This window comes from Streptomyces sp. NPDC047072, from assembly GCF_040643855.1.
Taxonomy (GTDB): domain Bacteria; phylum Actinomycetota; class Actinomycetes; order Streptomycetales; family Streptomycetaceae; genus Streptomyces.
This window is the reverse complement of record NZ_JBEYVC010000235.1, coordinates 1-14,248: the sequence shown is the minus strand read 5'-3', so window position 1 is coordinate 14,248 and position 14,248 is coordinate 1. Positions and strand designations below refer to the sequence as shown.

The following is a 14,248-nucleotide window of genomic DNA, read 5'->3' as shown; positions in this document are numbered from 1 at the left end:
GGGGTATCAACATATCTGGCGTTGATTTTTGGCACGCTGTTGAGTTCTCAAGGAACGGACGCTTCCTTCGTACTCACCCTCTCGGGCTTTCCTCCAGGCGCTTCCCTTCGGTGTTCCAAACTCTATCAGTGTTTTTCCGGCCCCCTGACCACCCTCCCGCAGGCATGCAGAAGGAGACCCAGAGATGAGGATCTGACAAGTTGGATGCTGCCCGGCTGGGACGCACGATGGCGTCGCTCGGCCTCAAGCAGGAGTACGACTGTACACGGGGCCTCGAACGCCGTGCAAATCGATTGGACTGGTGGTCTAGACCACTAGCCGGTATCTTCCATGCGGAACCCTTCATCTGACATACGCTGCTGGACAGGGCCGTCCGAGACAGGCCGTGACGGCCCGTTCACGCAGCTCCACCCCTGGGAGGCTTCCCATGACCACCGTGACGTCCCCGCTCGCAGGACGCGCCATCGGACTGGCCGCCGTGCCGGATCCGGTCTTCTCCGGGGCCATGGTCGGCCCGGGCACCGCGATCGACCCCGTACGCGAACCGTCCGAGGCCGTCGCGCCCGTCGACGGAGTGATCGTTTCTCTCCACCCGCATGCGTTCGTCGTCGTGGACGAACAGGGGCATGGAGTGCTCGTGCACCTCGGCATCGACACCGTGCAGCTCAACGGCGAGGGTTTCGAACTGCTCGTGAACAAGGGCGACACCGTCACGCGCGGTCAGGCGATCGTGCGCTGGAACCCGGCCGCCGTGGAAGCCGCGGGCAGGTCCGCGGTCTGCCCGGTCGTGGCGTTGGAGGCCACCGCCGAGGCCCTCTCCGATCTTCGTGACGACGGCGACGTGAAGGCCGGGGACAGTCTCTTCCTCTGGAAGTGACACCGGTGCCGTCGGACGACAGAGCGTGCGACGGCCCGCAGGGATGAAAACCATCGCGGCGGCGGGACCCGCCGCACTATCGGAGACGGGTGAGATGGAGACAACGCTGCGAGGCGTCGGCGTGAGCCACGGTGTGGCGATCGGCGAGGTTCGGCACATGGGAACGGCGGTCCTCGAACCGCCTGCCAAGCAGATACCGGCGGAGGATGCGGAGCGCGAACAGGGGCGTGCCCGCAAGGCCGTGGAGGCTGTGGCGGCCGACCTGATGGCGCGCGGCAATCTGGCGGGGGGCGAAGCCCAGGCGGTGCTCGAAGCGCAGGCCATGATGGCCCAGGACCCCGAGCTGATGTCGGACGTCGACCGGCGCATCGCCGTCGGCAGCACGGCCGAGCGTGCCGTGTACGACGCGTTCGCCGCGTACCGGGAGCTGCTGGCCGCCGCCGGGGAGTACCTCGCCGGTCGCGTCGCCGACCTCGACGACGTGCGGAACCGTATCGTCGCCCGGCTGCTCGGGGTGCCCATGCCGGGTGTCCCGGACAGCGACGAGCCGTACGTCCTGGTGGCGCGGGACCTCGCACCGGCCGACACCGCTCTGCTGGACCCGACGCTGGTACTCGGCTTCGTGACCGAGGAGGGCGGGCCGACCAGTCACAGCGCGATTCTGGCTCGGGCGCTCGGTGTTCCGGCGGTCGTGGCGCTGCCCGGTGCCGGTGAGCTCGCCGAGGGCACGGTGATCGCTGTCGACGGCAGCACCGGCGACATCTTCGTGAACCCGAACGAGGAGAAGAAGGCACAGCTGCGGGCCGCCGCTGCCGAGCGCAAGGCGGCGCTCGCGGTGTCGACCGGCCCGGGTGCCACCGCCGACGGACACAAGGTGCCGTTGCTCGCCAACGTCGGTGGGCCGGCCGACGTGCCCGCCGCCGTCGAGGCGGGGGCCGAGGGTGTCGGGCTCTTCCGTACCGAGTTCCTCTTCCTGGACGACAGCAAGAACGCCCCGTCCGAGGAGAAGCAGGTCGAGGCGTACCGGCAGGTCCTGGAGGCGTTCCCCGAAGGGCGTGTCGTCGTACGGGTGCTGGACGCGGGCGCGGACAAGCCGCTGGACTTCCTGACTCCGGCGGACGAGCCCAACCCGGCGCTCGGTGTGCGCGGTCTGCGGACCCTGCTCGACCACCCGGAGGTGCTCCGTACCCAGCTGACGGCACTCGCGAAGGCTGCCGAGGGGCTGCCGGTCTACCTCGAGGTCATGGCCCCGATGGTGGCGGACCGTGCCGATGCCAAGGCGTTCGCCGACGCGTGCCGTGCGGCGGGGCTGCGGGCGAAGTTCGGCGCGATGGTGGAGATTCCCTCGGCGGCGCTGCGGGCGCGGTCGATTCTTCAGGAGGTCGAGTTCCTGTCGCTCGGGACCAATGACCTGGCGCAGTACACCTTCGCCGCGGACCGCCAGGTGGGTGCGGTGTCCCGGCTGCAGGATCCGTGGCAGCCCGCGCTGCTCGACCTGGTGGCGCTGTCCGCCGAGGGGGCGAATGCCGAGGGCAAGAGCTGTGGTGTCTGTGGCGAGGCTGCTTCCGATCCGCTGCTGGCCTGTGTGCTGACCGGTCTGGGTGTCACCTCTCTTTCCATGGGTGCGGCGTCCCTTCCTTATGTCCGGGCGACGCTGGCGAAGTACACGCTGGCGCAGTGCGAGCGGGCGGCTGCCGCCGCGCGGGCCGCGGAGAGTGCCGAGGAGGCGCGGGCCGCGGCTCAGGCGGTGCTGTCCGGCGAGTAGTCGGGCCGAGCGAGCCGTCGGACGGTTCTAAGAGGGCGCTCCGCCTCCGGGCGGGGCGCCCTCTTGGTGTTCAGTGGGTGTGGCCGGGCGGTTGTCCCTCCATTCCGAGGTCCGGGGGCACGCAGTAGTCGACGCCGGACTCCGGGGAGATCAGGTCGCCGGAGTCGAGGTCGGTGCAGTAGGCGTCGAAGACCTCGCCTGCGGTGAGGGGTTCCAGTCCCTCGCCGCGGAGGCGCCAGCCGTAGATCTGGTCGGGGGTCCCTTGGGCGGTGGTGCGCATGACCAGGCCGCCGGGGCTCTTGGTGGCTACGCCGAGTGCGAGGACGGTGGTGAACTCGAGGGCCTCGGCTTCGTCGAGTTCCACTGCTCCTTCGTTGTCCTCGTCGGAGTGGAGGACGGCGACGAGTGTCTCCGGGGTGCCGGTGATGCTGCAGACGAGGTGGTGTTCGCCCGGTCGGGCCGTGTCGAGGATCCGGACGAGGAGGTCGGAGGCGCGGGTGAAGGCGGCGCGTCCGATGTCCTCGCCGCAGGTGGCGCAGGAGCCGAGGCGGGCCAGGAGTGTGGTCGCGTACTCCCAGGTGGCCTGTCGGACGGCTTCGTCCACGAGGGCCGGTACGAGGTCGGTGAGGGGCTGGCCCTCGTACGGGAGCGACGGTCCCGTGGCCGCCAGTTCCGCCGTGAAGCGGGTGCGGCTCGACGGGATGTCCGGGTTGAGGCCGGCCTCCTGGCAGTACTCGGCGTACTCCTGCGGGTCGAAGAGGGCGACGGTGGTGTGGCTGCCCTGGGACGCACGGGTCCTGAGGAGGTCCTCCACCTGTTTCAGGTAGGTCGCGTGATCGTCGAAGGTGAAGCTGCGGTAGCGCCGCATGGCACGGAAGTCGTGCTCGTCGGTGAGCAGGCCGATGGTGCCGGCGATTTCGCGGCGCAGGACGCGTCGCATCGTCTGGTGGTCGGTGCGTGCCATGTTTCCCCCTGTGCACAGTCGATCAATGCTCACTCACAGTAACCGTCGGCACTGACAACGCGGTCGGTGAGAGCCGTTCGCGGACCAGTCGATGCTGGATTGCGCAGGTCAGAGCGATGAGCATGCCGAAGGCGGACCAGCCGACCGGTCCGGTGGCGATGGCCGCGGTGACCGCGAGTGGTCCGACGGTGCGCTGGGCGGACTGGGCGAGTCCGTGGACTCCGAGGTAGGCGCCCTGCGAGGCGCCGGGTGCGAGGGCGACGGAGAGTTCCCAGGAGACGGTGGCGTGGAGCATCTCGGCCATGGTGAAGGCGACGGCCGCCGCGGTCAGGAGGAGGGTGGCGGTGAGGGCTCCGCCCGTTGCCGAGAGCGCCATGGCGCCGCCGCCCAGGGCGAAAGCGGCGGAGAGCGGGACGAGCAGGTTCCTGGCGGCTGCCGTGGTGGTACCGAAGCGGGCGAGCGTGACCTGGAGGGCCACGACCATGACGTTGTTGAGGACCATCAGGAGCGGTACCAGTCCGTGCGACACGTTGCTCGCGTGGGCGATCCAGAGGGGCAGGCCCACCTTGAAGACGGCGTCGTCGAGGAAGAGGACGGCTTCGGTGGCGACGTAGGCGAGGTAGGTGCGGTCGCGCCACGGGTTCGCGGGTCGGCTCCGGGTGGCCGGGTCCTTCGAGGTGAGGACCGTGCGCGAGGGGGATGGCGGCTCGGCGCAGCGCAGGGTGAGAAGGGCCGAGGCGAGGAAGGACAGGGCGTCTCCGGCGAGGAGCCACTGGTAGACGCCGGTAGTGCCGGGGGCCAGAGCCGCCGCGGCGGCGAGACCGCCGACTGCCCAGCCGGCGTTGGCGACGGTCCGGTGGAAGGCCTGGTAGCGGACGCGCTCCGGTCCGGCGAGGCGGGTGGCGTAGAGCTTGGTGAGGACGCTCGCCGCGCGGTCTCCGAAGCCGCCCGCGGCCGAGAAGACGACCAGCAGGACGTAGTTGTCCGTGGCGAGCAGGGCGCAGGAGGCGACGGCGCGCATGAGCTGGACGGCCAGCAGGAGCCGGGTGATCGGGAACCGGTCGGCGAGACGGCCACCGGTGGGCGCGCCGGCGATGCCGAGGGCTCCGGCGACGGCGGCGAGCGTGCCGACCTGGGCGAGGGAGAGGTCGCAGACGTAGGTGAAGTACAGGACGGACACGGATGCCCACAGGCCGCTGCCGACGCGGTCGACGAGGGCGATCGCGAGCATTCTGCGCCCGTCGCGGCCGCCGGGAATGCTTCTCGACCATGCCGCCGTGCGCCGTATCGGATGCACCGCTCCCCCTTGCTTTCAATTATGTATTGATACATACTTTTCAACGTGGCAACACAATATGGGATCAATGGTACGACGGCCAAGGGAATTGCCGCGTCCGTCGAGCGGGCCGTATCCGAGGGCGCCCTGGCGCCGGGGGCGGCGCTGCCTCCGGTCCGGCGGCTTTCGGACGATCTCGGTGTGAGTCCGGGGACGGTCGCCACGGCGTACAAGGAGCTGCGGCAGCGCGGGATCGTGGTGACGCGTGGGCGTGGTGGGACGGTGGTGGCACCGGCTCCCGCGGTGGCGTCCCGGCGGCCGCCGAAAGTGCCGGAGGGGCTGCGGGACCTGGCGGGCGGCCATCCCGACCCGCTGTTGTTGCCCGGTCTGGTGCCGCCCAACAGGCTCTCCCCCGGTGCCCGTTCGCACCGTTCGACGCCCCGGCTGGCGCGGCTCGAGGACGCCGTGCGCGAGTGGCTGTCGCTCGACGGGATCCCGGCGGAGCAGGTGACCTTCGCGCACGGTGCGCTGGATCTGATCGGGCGGCTGCTGTCCGTGGAGCTGCGGCCCGGCGACGCCGTCGCCATGGAGGATCCCGGCTATCACCATCTGCTCGACCTGGTGACCGCCCTGGGACTGCGGAGCATTCCGGTGGCCGTCGACGAGGAGGGTGTACGACCCGACGCGCTGCGTGGGGCGCTACGAGCCGGGGCGCGGGCACTCGTCTGCAGCCCGCGCGCGCAGAATCCGTACGGCGGCTGCTTCTCGGTGGCGCGCAGGGATGCGTTGGCGGAGGTGCTGCAGGAAGCGCCCGAGGTCCTGGTCGTGGAGAACGATCACGCTTCCGCCGTGGCGGACACGCCCCTGTGGACGCTCGCCGCCGGCGGGCTGCACCGGTGGGTGCATGTGCGGACCGTCAGCAAGCTCCTGGGGGCCGACCTGCGGTGGGCGGCCGCCGCGTGTGATCCGGTCACTCTGGCGCGGCACGACGGACGCCTGTTGCTGACCTCCGGGTGGGTCAGTCATCTGCTCCAGGAGACGGTGTACGGGCTGTTGGACGACCGCGGCACGCGCGCGTTGCTGACGCGTGCACAGGAGACCTACGCGCTGCGCCGGAGTGCTCTGCAGCGTGAGCTGCGCGACCGTGGTGTCGAGGCGCATGCCAGGAGCGGCATGAACGTATGGGTGCCCGTGCGGGACGAGTCGGCCGTGGTGAACGGGCTCCGCTCGTACGGCTGGTGGGTGGCGGCGGGAGCCCGGTTCCGGCTGGCGTCCGGTCCAGGGGTGCGGATCACGGTCGCCGAGCTGGAGCCGGCCGACGCGGCGCGGCTGGCCTCGGACTTCGCGACCGTGCTCGGTGAGTCCGAGGCCACCTACGGGGGTTGACCCTCCGTCACGCGCGCGTGCGGGCCAGGTCCTCGTAGAAGTGCAGCAGTTCGAGGTTGTCGATGGAGCCCGGGTTGACGGCCTTCTCCAGCGCGGTGCCTTGGAGGAGGCGCTTGACGGGGACCTCGATGCGCTTTCCGGTCAGGGTGTGCGGGATACCCGGCACTTCGATGACCTCGTCAGGGACGTGGCGCGGTGAGAGGTGGTCGCGGATGGTCTGCTTGATGCGGCCGAGGAGTGCCTCGTCGAGGACCGCTCCCGGAACCAGGTGCACGAACAGGGGCATCCAGTAGCCGCCGTCGGGCTGTTCGACGCCGATGACCAGGGATTCCTTGATCTCGGGGAGCCGCTCGACCGCCTCGTAGATGTCGGCGGAGCCCATGCGGACGCCCTGGCGGTTGAGGGTCGAGTCGGAGCGGCCGTGGATGACGACCGAGCCGCGTGAGGTGAGCGTGATCCAGTCCCCGTGCCGCCACACGCCGGGGTAGGTGTCGAAGTAACTGTCGTGATAGCGGCTGCCGTCGGGGTCGTTCCAGAAGTGGATCGGCATGGAGGGCATGGGGTTGGTGACGACGAGCTCGCCGACCTCGTCGGTGAGCGGCTTGCCGCTCGGGTCCCAGGACTGGAGGTCGGTGCCGAGGCCGGGTGCCTGGAGTTCGCCGATGTACACGGGCAGGGTCGGGACGGCTCCCGCGAAGCAGGAGCACACGTCCGTGCCGCCGCTGACGGAGGCGATCCACAGGTCCTCGCGGACCTCGTCGTGCAGCCAGCGGAAGCCGTCGGGCGGGAGCGGTGACCCTGTGGTGGCCACGCACTGGACCGCGGAGAGGTCGAAGTCGCGCCCTGGGTGCACGTCGGCCTTGCGGCAGGCCATGACATAGGCGGCGGAGGTGCCGTAAAGGGTGGCCCCGGTGCGCTCCGCGACCCGCCATTGGGCGCCCGTGTCGGGATATCCGGGGCTGCCGTCGTACAGGACGATCGTGGTGCCGGTGAGCAGGCCGGAGACGAGGAAGTTCCACATCATCCAGCCGGTGGACGTGTACCAGAAGAAACGGTCCTCGGGGCCGAGGTCGCAGTGCAGGCCGAGCTGTTTGAGGTGTTCGACGAGGATGCCGCCCTGGGACTGGACGATGGCCTTGGGGAGGCCGGTCGTGCCCGAGGAGTAGAGGACCCACAGGGGGTGGGCGAAGGGCACCTGCTCGAAGACCGGTTCCGTGTCGGCGCTCGTCAGTGCCGACCATTCCAGGGCGCCCTCGGGGGTCTCGGTACCGAGGAGCGGGATGTGGACGACGGCGCGCAAGGAAGGTAGTTCGCGGCGGAGTTCGGCGACCGTCTCACGGCGGTCGTGCTGCTTGCCGCCGTAGCGGTAGCCGTCGACGGTGAACAGGACGACGGGTTCGACCTGTTGGAAGCGGTCGAGGACGCTGCGGGCGCCGAAGTCCGGGGCGCAGGACGTCCAGACGGCGCCCACGGCGGCCGTGGCGAGGAGGGCGACCACGGCCTCCGGGATGTTCGGGAGGTAGCCGCTGACACGGTCTCCCGGCCGTACGCCGAGGGCGCGCAGTTCGGCGGCCAGGGAGCCCACCTGGCGGCGGAGCTCGGACCAGGTCACCGGGCGCGGTTCATGGGTCTCGTCGACGTACAGGAGGGCGGGTTCGTCCGCGCGGGTCTCGGCCGCGCGCAGGGCGTGCTCGGCGTAGTTGAGGGCGGCTCCGGGGAACCACTGGGCGCCGGGCATCGAGCGATCGCCGAGCACGCGCGCGTAGGGCGTCGAGAACCGTACGTCGAACCATTGGGTGACGGCTTCCCAGAACGTCTCCAGCTCGTCCACGGACCAGCGGTGGAGGGCCGCGTAGCCCCCGTCGGCCGGAGCGCCGTGCCGCTCGGCCGCCCATGTCTGGAATCCGGTGATCCGAGACCGGGCGATGCGCTCCGGGTCTGGCTGCCAGAGCGGCTGGGGGTTCACGGTCGACATGGGGCGGCTCCCGGACTGTGCGCGTCGTGTGCGTCTCCCGCGCACGGGCTGGGGTGTGCGCGTGACGCGGCTGACTGGGACGATGCCACGTGATCAACTCCTACGCCAGGGCACGTCCCACATAGTCCGCTCCGTGAAGATGTGGTCCCAGCACGGGTGAACGGCAGTTGAACGACACACGTGTGCGGGGCAGTGAGTGGCAGGGTGAGCAGCATGAACGGTCGTGACCTGGTGCAATCGGTGAAGGTGGTCGGCTCGGCGGGGGTGTTCCAGGGGTTGCGTACCGTACGGGCGGCTTGGCGCCGCAGGCGTGTGGACGCCGTGGGCCTGCCGCCGCGGGGGGCCGAGCGGGCACGGGTGCCCGGTCCGGTGCAGAGCGCGGAGCCCGGGCCGGGCGGCGGGGTCATCCGGTTCGGCCGCTCCGAGCTGCGGATCACCGTCGCCGTCAACGGAGCCGTCTTCTGGGGCTGGGACGGGGCCGGGCCGGAGCCGTCGTACGCGCTGGCGGGCCGCTGCCCGGAGCCGGACCCCCGGGCCGTCCTGGAGCCGGACAAGGACGGCGGCTGGCGGGTGGTGGCCGAGCGGGCGACGGTCGTGGTCTCGCGGCACGGAGCGGTCGAGGTGACTACGCCTGGTGGAGTGATGCTCCGCCGCGATTTGCCCCCACGATGGTGGGAGCCGGTGGCGGGTGGTCCGGCGCGCTGGATGCAGCGGTCCGAGGTGGCCGCCGACGCGCGGTTCTTCGGGCTCGGCGGACGGGCCTCGGGCCCCCGGCTGCGGGACGGAACTTATCGGCTGTGGAACACCGACCCGGGCCGGGCGTTCGGTCCGGACGACGATCCCCTGTACGTCACCATGCCGGTGCAGCTGGTGGTGGCCGACGCCGCCACCCATCTGGTGTTCCACGACACCTCGTGGGACGGCACGGTGACCCTGCGGGAGGGCGAGGAAGGTGCCGGTTCCGGACACGACCGGGCGGGCATGAGCGAGCTTCGGATGGACGGGGGCCCGCTGCGCTGCTGGGTGATCGTGGGCACTCCCGCGCGCGTGCTGCTCGCCTGGGCCTCCCTGACCGGGGCGCCCGCGCTGCCGCCGTCCTGGGCGCTCGGCCACCATCACGCGCGGTGGGGCTTCGGGAGCGAGCAGGAAGTACGGCGGATCGTCGCCGGGTACCAGGAGCGCGGTCTGCCGCTGGACGCCGTCCATCTGGACATCGACCACTACGACGCGCACCAGGTGTTCACGGTCGACCAGGAGCGCTTCCCCAAGCTGCCCCAACTGGCCGAGGAGCTGCGGCGGGACGGCATCCGCCTGGTGTCGATCGTCAACCCGGCGGTCAGGGCCGAGCCGGGCAACGCCGTGTACGACACCGGGACGGCCGAGGACGCGTTCATACGGGACTCCTCGGGGCGACCCGTGGAAGGGGTCGTCTGGGCGGGCGAGTCGGTGTTTCCGGACTTCACGCACGCGCGCGTACGGGCATGGTGGGGTCGTCTGTACCAGGAGCGGCTCTCGGCGGGCTTCTCGGGTTTCTGGCACGACATGAACGAGCCCACGTCCTTCACCGCCTTCGGTGAGCCCACACTGCCCCGCTCGGCCCGGCACGCCCTGGAGGGCCGGGGCGGCGACCACCGCGAGGCGCACAACGTCTATGCGCTGTGCATGGCGCAGGCCGGCTACGAGGGGCTGCGCGAACTGCTCCCCGACGAGCGGCCGTTCCTGTTCTCGCGCTCCGGGTGGGCCGGCATACAGAGATACGGCGGCACCTGGTCCGGCGATGTGGCCACCGGCTGGCCCGGTTTGCGGGCCTCCTTGTCGCTCGTGATGGGACTCGGGCTGTGCGGGGTGCCGTACTCGGGACCGGACATCGGAGGCTTCGACGGCAGCCCGTCACCCGAGCTGTATCTGCGCTGGTTCCAACTCGGCGCGTATCTGCCGCTGTTCCGCACCCACGCGAGCATGCGGGCCGGGCGCAGGGAGCCGTGGGAGTTCGGCGCGGAGGTGCTGGAGCACGCGCGCGTGGCGCTCCTCGAGCGCAGGCGGTTGCAGCCGTACTTCATGACCCTGGCGCATCTCGCACGCCGTACCGGAGCGCCTTATGTGCGGCCCCTGTGGTGGGCCGCGCCGGAGGACCGCGCGCTGCGGGACTGCGAGGACGCCTTCCTGCTGGGGGACTCCCTGCTCGTGGCGCCGGTGCTCGGTCCGGGTACCGATCGGCGTGCGGTCCAGCTGCCGCGGGGACGTTGGTACGACACCGCCACAGAGCAGGTGTACGAGGGGCCTGGCCAGGTGCTCGTCGACGCTCCGCCGTCGCGGATCCCGGTGCTCGCGCGCGCGGGTGCCGTGATCCCGGTGCGGGGTGAGGACGGCGGCATCGAGCTGGAGGTGTGGGCGCCGGCGCGTGGACGGAGTGGGGGAAGCCTGGTCGTGGCTGATGCGGGCGACGGCTGGGACGATCCGGAGATCGAGCGTTACGTCGCCCGCTGGGAGGGACGGCGGGTGGTCGTGCAGCGGGAGGGTGAGGACGGCGTCAGCGAGCCGTCCCATCCGGTGCGGCTGCGTGGCCTCGGGGGCTGAGCCTCAGAGGTAGCGGCCCTCGAACCAGGCGCGCACGGCCAGGGTGTGCAGGGGAAAGGCGAGTTCCTCGGGCCGGCGCAGCAGGTGCCAGCCCTCCGTCTCGTCCGTGGCGGCGGAGCGCGGGAGGCCGTCGGCCGGGCGCTCGGGCAGGCTCCCGAACAGCAGGAGATGCCCGTCGGGGGAGCTCATCGCGTCGGCGAGCCGTACGTCGCGGCTCGCTGCGTCGATGCCGGTCTCCTCCTTGAGTTCACGGACGACGGCATGTCGCCAGTCCTCGCGGTCGTCGACGAAGCCGCCGGGCAGCGCGACGCCTCCGCGCGCGGGGGCGACGGTTCGGGTGATGACGACCAGGGCGGTGCCCTGGGTGTCGTACACGGGCTGGAGGGCCACGGCTACCGGCAGCGGATTGCGGTAGGTCACGGTGGTGCAGGCGGGACAGGTGCGGGGCCAGCCCGCGACGCCCTCTCCGTAGGGCGCTCCGCAGCTCGAACAGTGGGAGCCGGGCGCGGAGTTGGAGTTGGAGGCTTGAGTTTCGGACACGCGGCGGACTGTATCCGATCATCGGGTGCTCAGGTTTCGTCGACCCCTCTGCCTCTTTGCCGTCGCCCGTGCGACACTTCTGACGGTCCGTCAGATCTGGTCCGGGGAGGGAACCTTGCCGCGTACGCGCACACCAGTGGTCGCCGGATGGTTCGCCGGCGACGGGGACGACTTCACGCTCATCGGCACGCGCTGCTCCGCCTGTGCCTCGGTCTTCTTCCCGCGCGAGGACGGCCACTGCCGCAATCCCGCCTGCGCCGGCGGCGAGCTGGCCGAGGTCCCGCTGTCGCGCCGCGGCCGCGTCTGGTCGTACACCGACAGCCGGTACCGACCTCCGTCACCCTATGTGACCAATCCGGAACTTCCGTGGGAGCCGTACACGTTGATCGCCGTAGAACTGCCCGCCGAGCGGATCGTGGTGCTGGGTCAGGCGGTTCCCGGGGTGACCGTCGCCGATCTGGCGGTGGGCATGGAGGTGGAGGTCGTCCCCGGGGTGCTCGACGACGACGGGGAAACGGTCTGGACGACCTGGCAGTGGCGACCGACGGGGGTGAGGGCATGACGGGAGAGGTGGCGGTGCTCGGCGCGGGGATGCACCCGTGGGGCAAGTGGGGGCGCGGCTTCGTCGAGTACGGCGTGGCGGCCGCGCGGGCGGCGCTCGCCGACGCGGGGCTGGAGTGGCGGGAGGTCGGCTCGATCGTCGGCGCGGACACCGTGCGGGGCGGCTATCCCGGGTATGTGGCGGGCGCGACCTTCGCCAAGGCGCTGGGCTGGCAGGGCGCCCGGGTAGCGAGCGTGTACGCGGCGTGCGCGTCGGGGGCGCAGGCCGTGGCCGCCGCGCGGGCACAGATCCTCGCGGGACTGGCCGAGGTGGTGCTCGTGGTGGGCGCCGATGCCGCACCCAAGGGCTTCTTCCGGCCGGCCGGCGGCGACCGGCCGGACGATCCGGACTGGCTGCGGTTCCGGGTCCTCGGGGCGACCAACCCCACGTACTTCGGGCTGTACGCGCGGCGGCGGATGGCCGTCCACGGGGACACCCTGGAGGACTTCGCCCAGGTCAAGGTGAAGAACTCCGCCCTGGGCGCGCTGAACCCGTACGCGCGCTACCGCAAGCGGGTGAGCGCCGAGGAGGTGGCCGCCTCGGCCGTGGTGGCCGATCCGCTGCGGCTCCTCGACATCTGCGCCACGTCGGACGGCGGGGCGGCACTGGTGCTCTCCAGCATGGAGTTCGCGCGTCGGCGGGGCGTGGCCGAGCCGGTACGGATCAGGGCGGTGTCCACGGTGACGCCGACCTATCCGAACACCGTGCTGGATCTGCCGGACATCGCGACGGACTCGGCGGTGGCGGTGGAGCCGGCCGACGAGACGTTCCGGGCCTCGATCGCCCGCGCCGCCTACGAGGAGGCCGGCGCCGGGCCGGAGGACCTGTCCCTCGCCGAGGTCTACGACCTGTCCACCGCCCTGGAGTTGCAGTGGTACGAGGACCTGGGGCTGTGCGGTGAGGGCGAGGGGGCCAAGCTGCTGCGTGAGGGGGCGACGGCGCCGGGTGGGCGCATACCGGTCAACACGAGTGGTGGGCTCGCGTCCTTCGGTGAGGCGGTGCCGGCCCAGGCCATCGCGCAAGTGTGTGAGCTGACCTGGCAGTTGAGGGGGGCTGCGGGTGAGCGCCAGATTCCGGGCGCGCGCGTGGGGATCACCGCGAACCAGGGGCTGTTCGGGCACGGGTCGGCGGTGATCGCCGTACGGTGAACCGCGGAAAGGGGTTTCCCGCACGCTGTGTGAGCGTCCCGGAATCCTGCGTGAACGTCTCATGAACTGCGCTTGGGCGTGTGCGAACGGCGCCATCATGCTCCCGTGCGCTCCTGGACGGACACTCTCCGCTTCGCCTTCCAACCGGTGGTCAACCTGACCACCGGCGCGGTCGCGGGGCTGGAGATACTGGCCCGCCCGGAGACCGGGGACATCCTGGCGGAGGCGCGACGGGATCCCGAACTCGACGCCAGGCTGGCCGTGTTGGCGGTCCGAGCGGCGATCCGTCGGGAGACTCTGCTGCCGCTGCACGTCAACGTGTTCGCCGGGACCCTGGCCGACCTCGGCGGGCTCGCCCTGCTGCACAGCGCGGTGCGGGAGGCCGGGCGGCTGCCGTGGGAGGTGACCGTCGACGTGGGGCCGCCGTACACGCACGTGCCGCATCAGGCGCTGCTGGAGGCGGTGGCCGAGCTGCGGGGGCAGGGCTTCCGGATCAGTGCGGACGGCATCGGGGACGGCGACGTACCACTGCGACTACTTGTCGACATGTCACCCGACCTCGTCAAGCTCGACGCGTCCCTGTTGGCGCGCCCCGCGGCGGTGCGGGCGCTGCGCACCCTGTGCGACGAACTCGGGGCGCTCTGCTGCGTGGAGGGCGTCGAGACCGAACTGCAGTGTGCTACCGCGCTGTCGGCCGGCGCTCAGCTGGCGCAGGGCATGCTGTTCGCGCCGCCCTCCCGGCTGCCCGCGGTGGACGTGTACGTCCCGCCCCGCTCCCCCGGTGCTGGTGCGCTCCCCCGGTCCGGGCCGTCGGTACGGGAGTTCGTGCGGCCGGCCGCGTTGTTGCCCGCCACGGCCTCCGCGGGGCAGGTGCGGGCGCTGCTGACCGGGTCGCCCGACGTGTCCGGGGTGCTGCTCGTGGACGGCGCGGGTGTGCCGGTCCGCTCGGTGCACCGGTCCCGGTTCCTGCTGTCGATGTCCGCGCGCTACGGACACGCCCTGTACGCCGACCGGCCCGCCGCCCGACTGGGCGATCCGCCGCGGACCGTCGGCGCCGACGCCACCGCGTGGGAGGTGCTGGACGTGGCGAACAGCAGCATCGCCCCGACCGACAGCAGAGCGAACACCTGCCCCATGGC

Annotated in this window: 11 protein-coding genes; 7 read left to right on the top strand and 4 right to left on the bottom strand. The window is 71.3% G+C overall.

Translation table 11 applies throughout. From position 1 onward, the window contains the following. Positions 1–427 precede the first annotated feature (427 nt). Entirely contained in the window at positions 428–877 is a 450-nt protein-coding gene (locus tag ABZ896_RS48495; RefSeq protein WP_360944411.1) for a PTS glucose transporter subunit IIA, read from the top strand. 94 nt (positions 878–971) lie between these two features. Beyond that, the gene (ptsP, locus tag ABZ896_RS48490; RefSeq protein WP_360944408.1) at positions 972–2,642 is read left to right on the top strand and encodes a phosphoenolpyruvate--protein phosphotransferase; all 1,671 of its coding nucleotides are present in this window, start codon (positions 972–974) and stop codon (positions 2,640–2,642) included. Positions 2,643–2,712: 70 nt separating this feature from the next. Here the strand turns inward: ptsP and ABZ896_RS48485 are convergent, their stop codons facing one another. Both ABZ896_RS48485 and ABZ896_RS48480 read right to left on the bottom strand, forming a co-directional pair. After that, positions 2,713–3,606, bottom strand: coding sequence for a hypothetical protein (locus ABZ896_RS48485; RefSeq protein ID WP_360944405.1), 894 nt, complete (start codon positions 3,604–3,606; stop codon positions 2,713–2,715). Positions 3,607–3,628: 22 nt separating this feature from the next. Then, positions 3,629–4,903 carry an MFS transporter gene (locus tag ABZ896_RS48480; protein WP_360944402.1) on the bottom strand — a complete coding sequence of 425 codons (1,275 nt, stop codon included), beginning with the start codon at positions 4,901–4,903 and terminating at the stop codon, positions 3,629–3,631. Positions 4,904–4,948: 45 nt separating this feature from the next. Here ABZ896_RS48480 and ABZ896_RS48475 point away from each other — a divergent pair, with 45 nt between their 5' ends. Further along, positions 4,949–6,268, top strand: coding sequence for an aminotransferase class I/II-fold pyridoxal phosphate-dependent enzyme (locus tag ABZ896_RS48475; RefSeq protein WP_360944399.1), 1,320 nt, complete (start codon positions 4,949–4,951; stop codon positions 6,266–6,268). 7 nt (positions 6,269–6,275) lie between these two features. Here the strand turns inward: ABZ896_RS48475 and ABZ896_RS48470 are convergent, their stop codons facing one another. Next, positions 6,276–8,243, bottom strand: coding sequence for an acetoacetate--CoA ligase (locus tag ABZ896_RS48470; RefSeq protein ID WP_360944397.1), 1,968 nt, complete (start codon positions 8,241–8,243; stop codon positions 6,276–6,278). A 213-nt stretch (positions 8,244–8,456) separates the two neighbouring features. Here ABZ896_RS48470 and ABZ896_RS48465 point away from each other — a divergent pair, with 213 nt between their 5' ends. After that, a complete protein-coding gene (locus tag ABZ896_RS48465) occupies positions 8,457–10,820 on the top strand; it encodes a glycoside hydrolase family 31 protein (protein WP_360944394.1) in 2,364 nt (787 codons plus the stop codon). Positions 10,821–10,823: 3 nt separating this feature from the next. On the opposite strand, the gene ABZ896_RS48460 is transcribed toward ABZ896_RS48465, so the two are convergent. Beyond that, complete coding sequence (locus tag ABZ896_RS48460) at positions 10,824–11,360, bottom strand: NUDIX domain-containing protein (protein ID WP_360944391.1); 537 nt, start codon at positions 11,358–11,360, stop codon at positions 10,824–10,826. A 136-nt stretch (positions 11,361–11,496) separates the two neighbouring features. Here ABZ896_RS48460 and ABZ896_RS48455 point away from each other — a divergent pair, with 136 nt between their 5' ends. The 3 genes from ABZ896_RS48455 to ABZ896_RS48445 form a co-directional block, all read left to right on the top strand. Beyond that, positions 11,497–11,922, top strand: a complete 426-nt coding sequence (locus ABZ896_RS48455; protein WP_360944414.1) for a zinc ribbon domain-containing protein — start codon at positions 11,497–11,499, stop codon at positions 11,920–11,922. Next, positions 11,919–13,109, top strand: a complete 1,191-nt coding sequence (locus ABZ896_RS48450) for a lipid-transfer protein (protein ID WP_360944388.1) — start codon at positions 11,919–11,921, stop codon at positions 13,107–13,109. Before ABZ896_RS48455 ends, ABZ896_RS48450 begins: the two co-directional genes overlap by 4 nt. A gap of 105 nt (positions 13,110–13,214) precedes the next feature. Then, positions 13,215–14,248: EAL domain-containing protein (locus tag ABZ896_RS48445; protein ID WP_360944385.1), on the top strand; the 1,034-nt coding region annotated here is incomplete at its 3' end.

Coding starts and splice junctions, on each gene's coding strand:
- ptsP (WP_360944408.1), top strand. CDS start 972: ATGGAGACAACGCTGCGAGGCGTCGGCGTGAGCCACGGTGTGGCGATC.
- ABZ896_RS48485 (WP_360944405.1), bottom strand. CDS start 3,606: ATGGCACGCACCGACCACCAGACGATGCGACGCGTCCTGCGCCGCGAA.
- ABZ896_RS48470 (WP_360944397.1), bottom strand. CDS start 8,243: ATGTCGACCGTGAACCCCCAGCCGCTCTGGCAGCCAGACCCGGAGCGC.
- ABZ896_RS48465 (WP_360944394.1), top strand. CDS start 8,457: ATGAACGGTCGTGACCTGGTGCAATCGGTGAAGGTGGTCGGCTCGGCG.
- ABZ896_RS48450 (WP_360944388.1), top strand. CDS start 11,919: ATGACGGGAGAGGTGGCGGTGCTCGGCGCGGGGATGCACCCGTGGGGC.
- ABZ896_RS48495 (WP_360944411.1), top strand. CDS start 428: ATGACCACCGTGACGTCCCCGCTCGCAGGACGCGCCATCGGACTGGCC.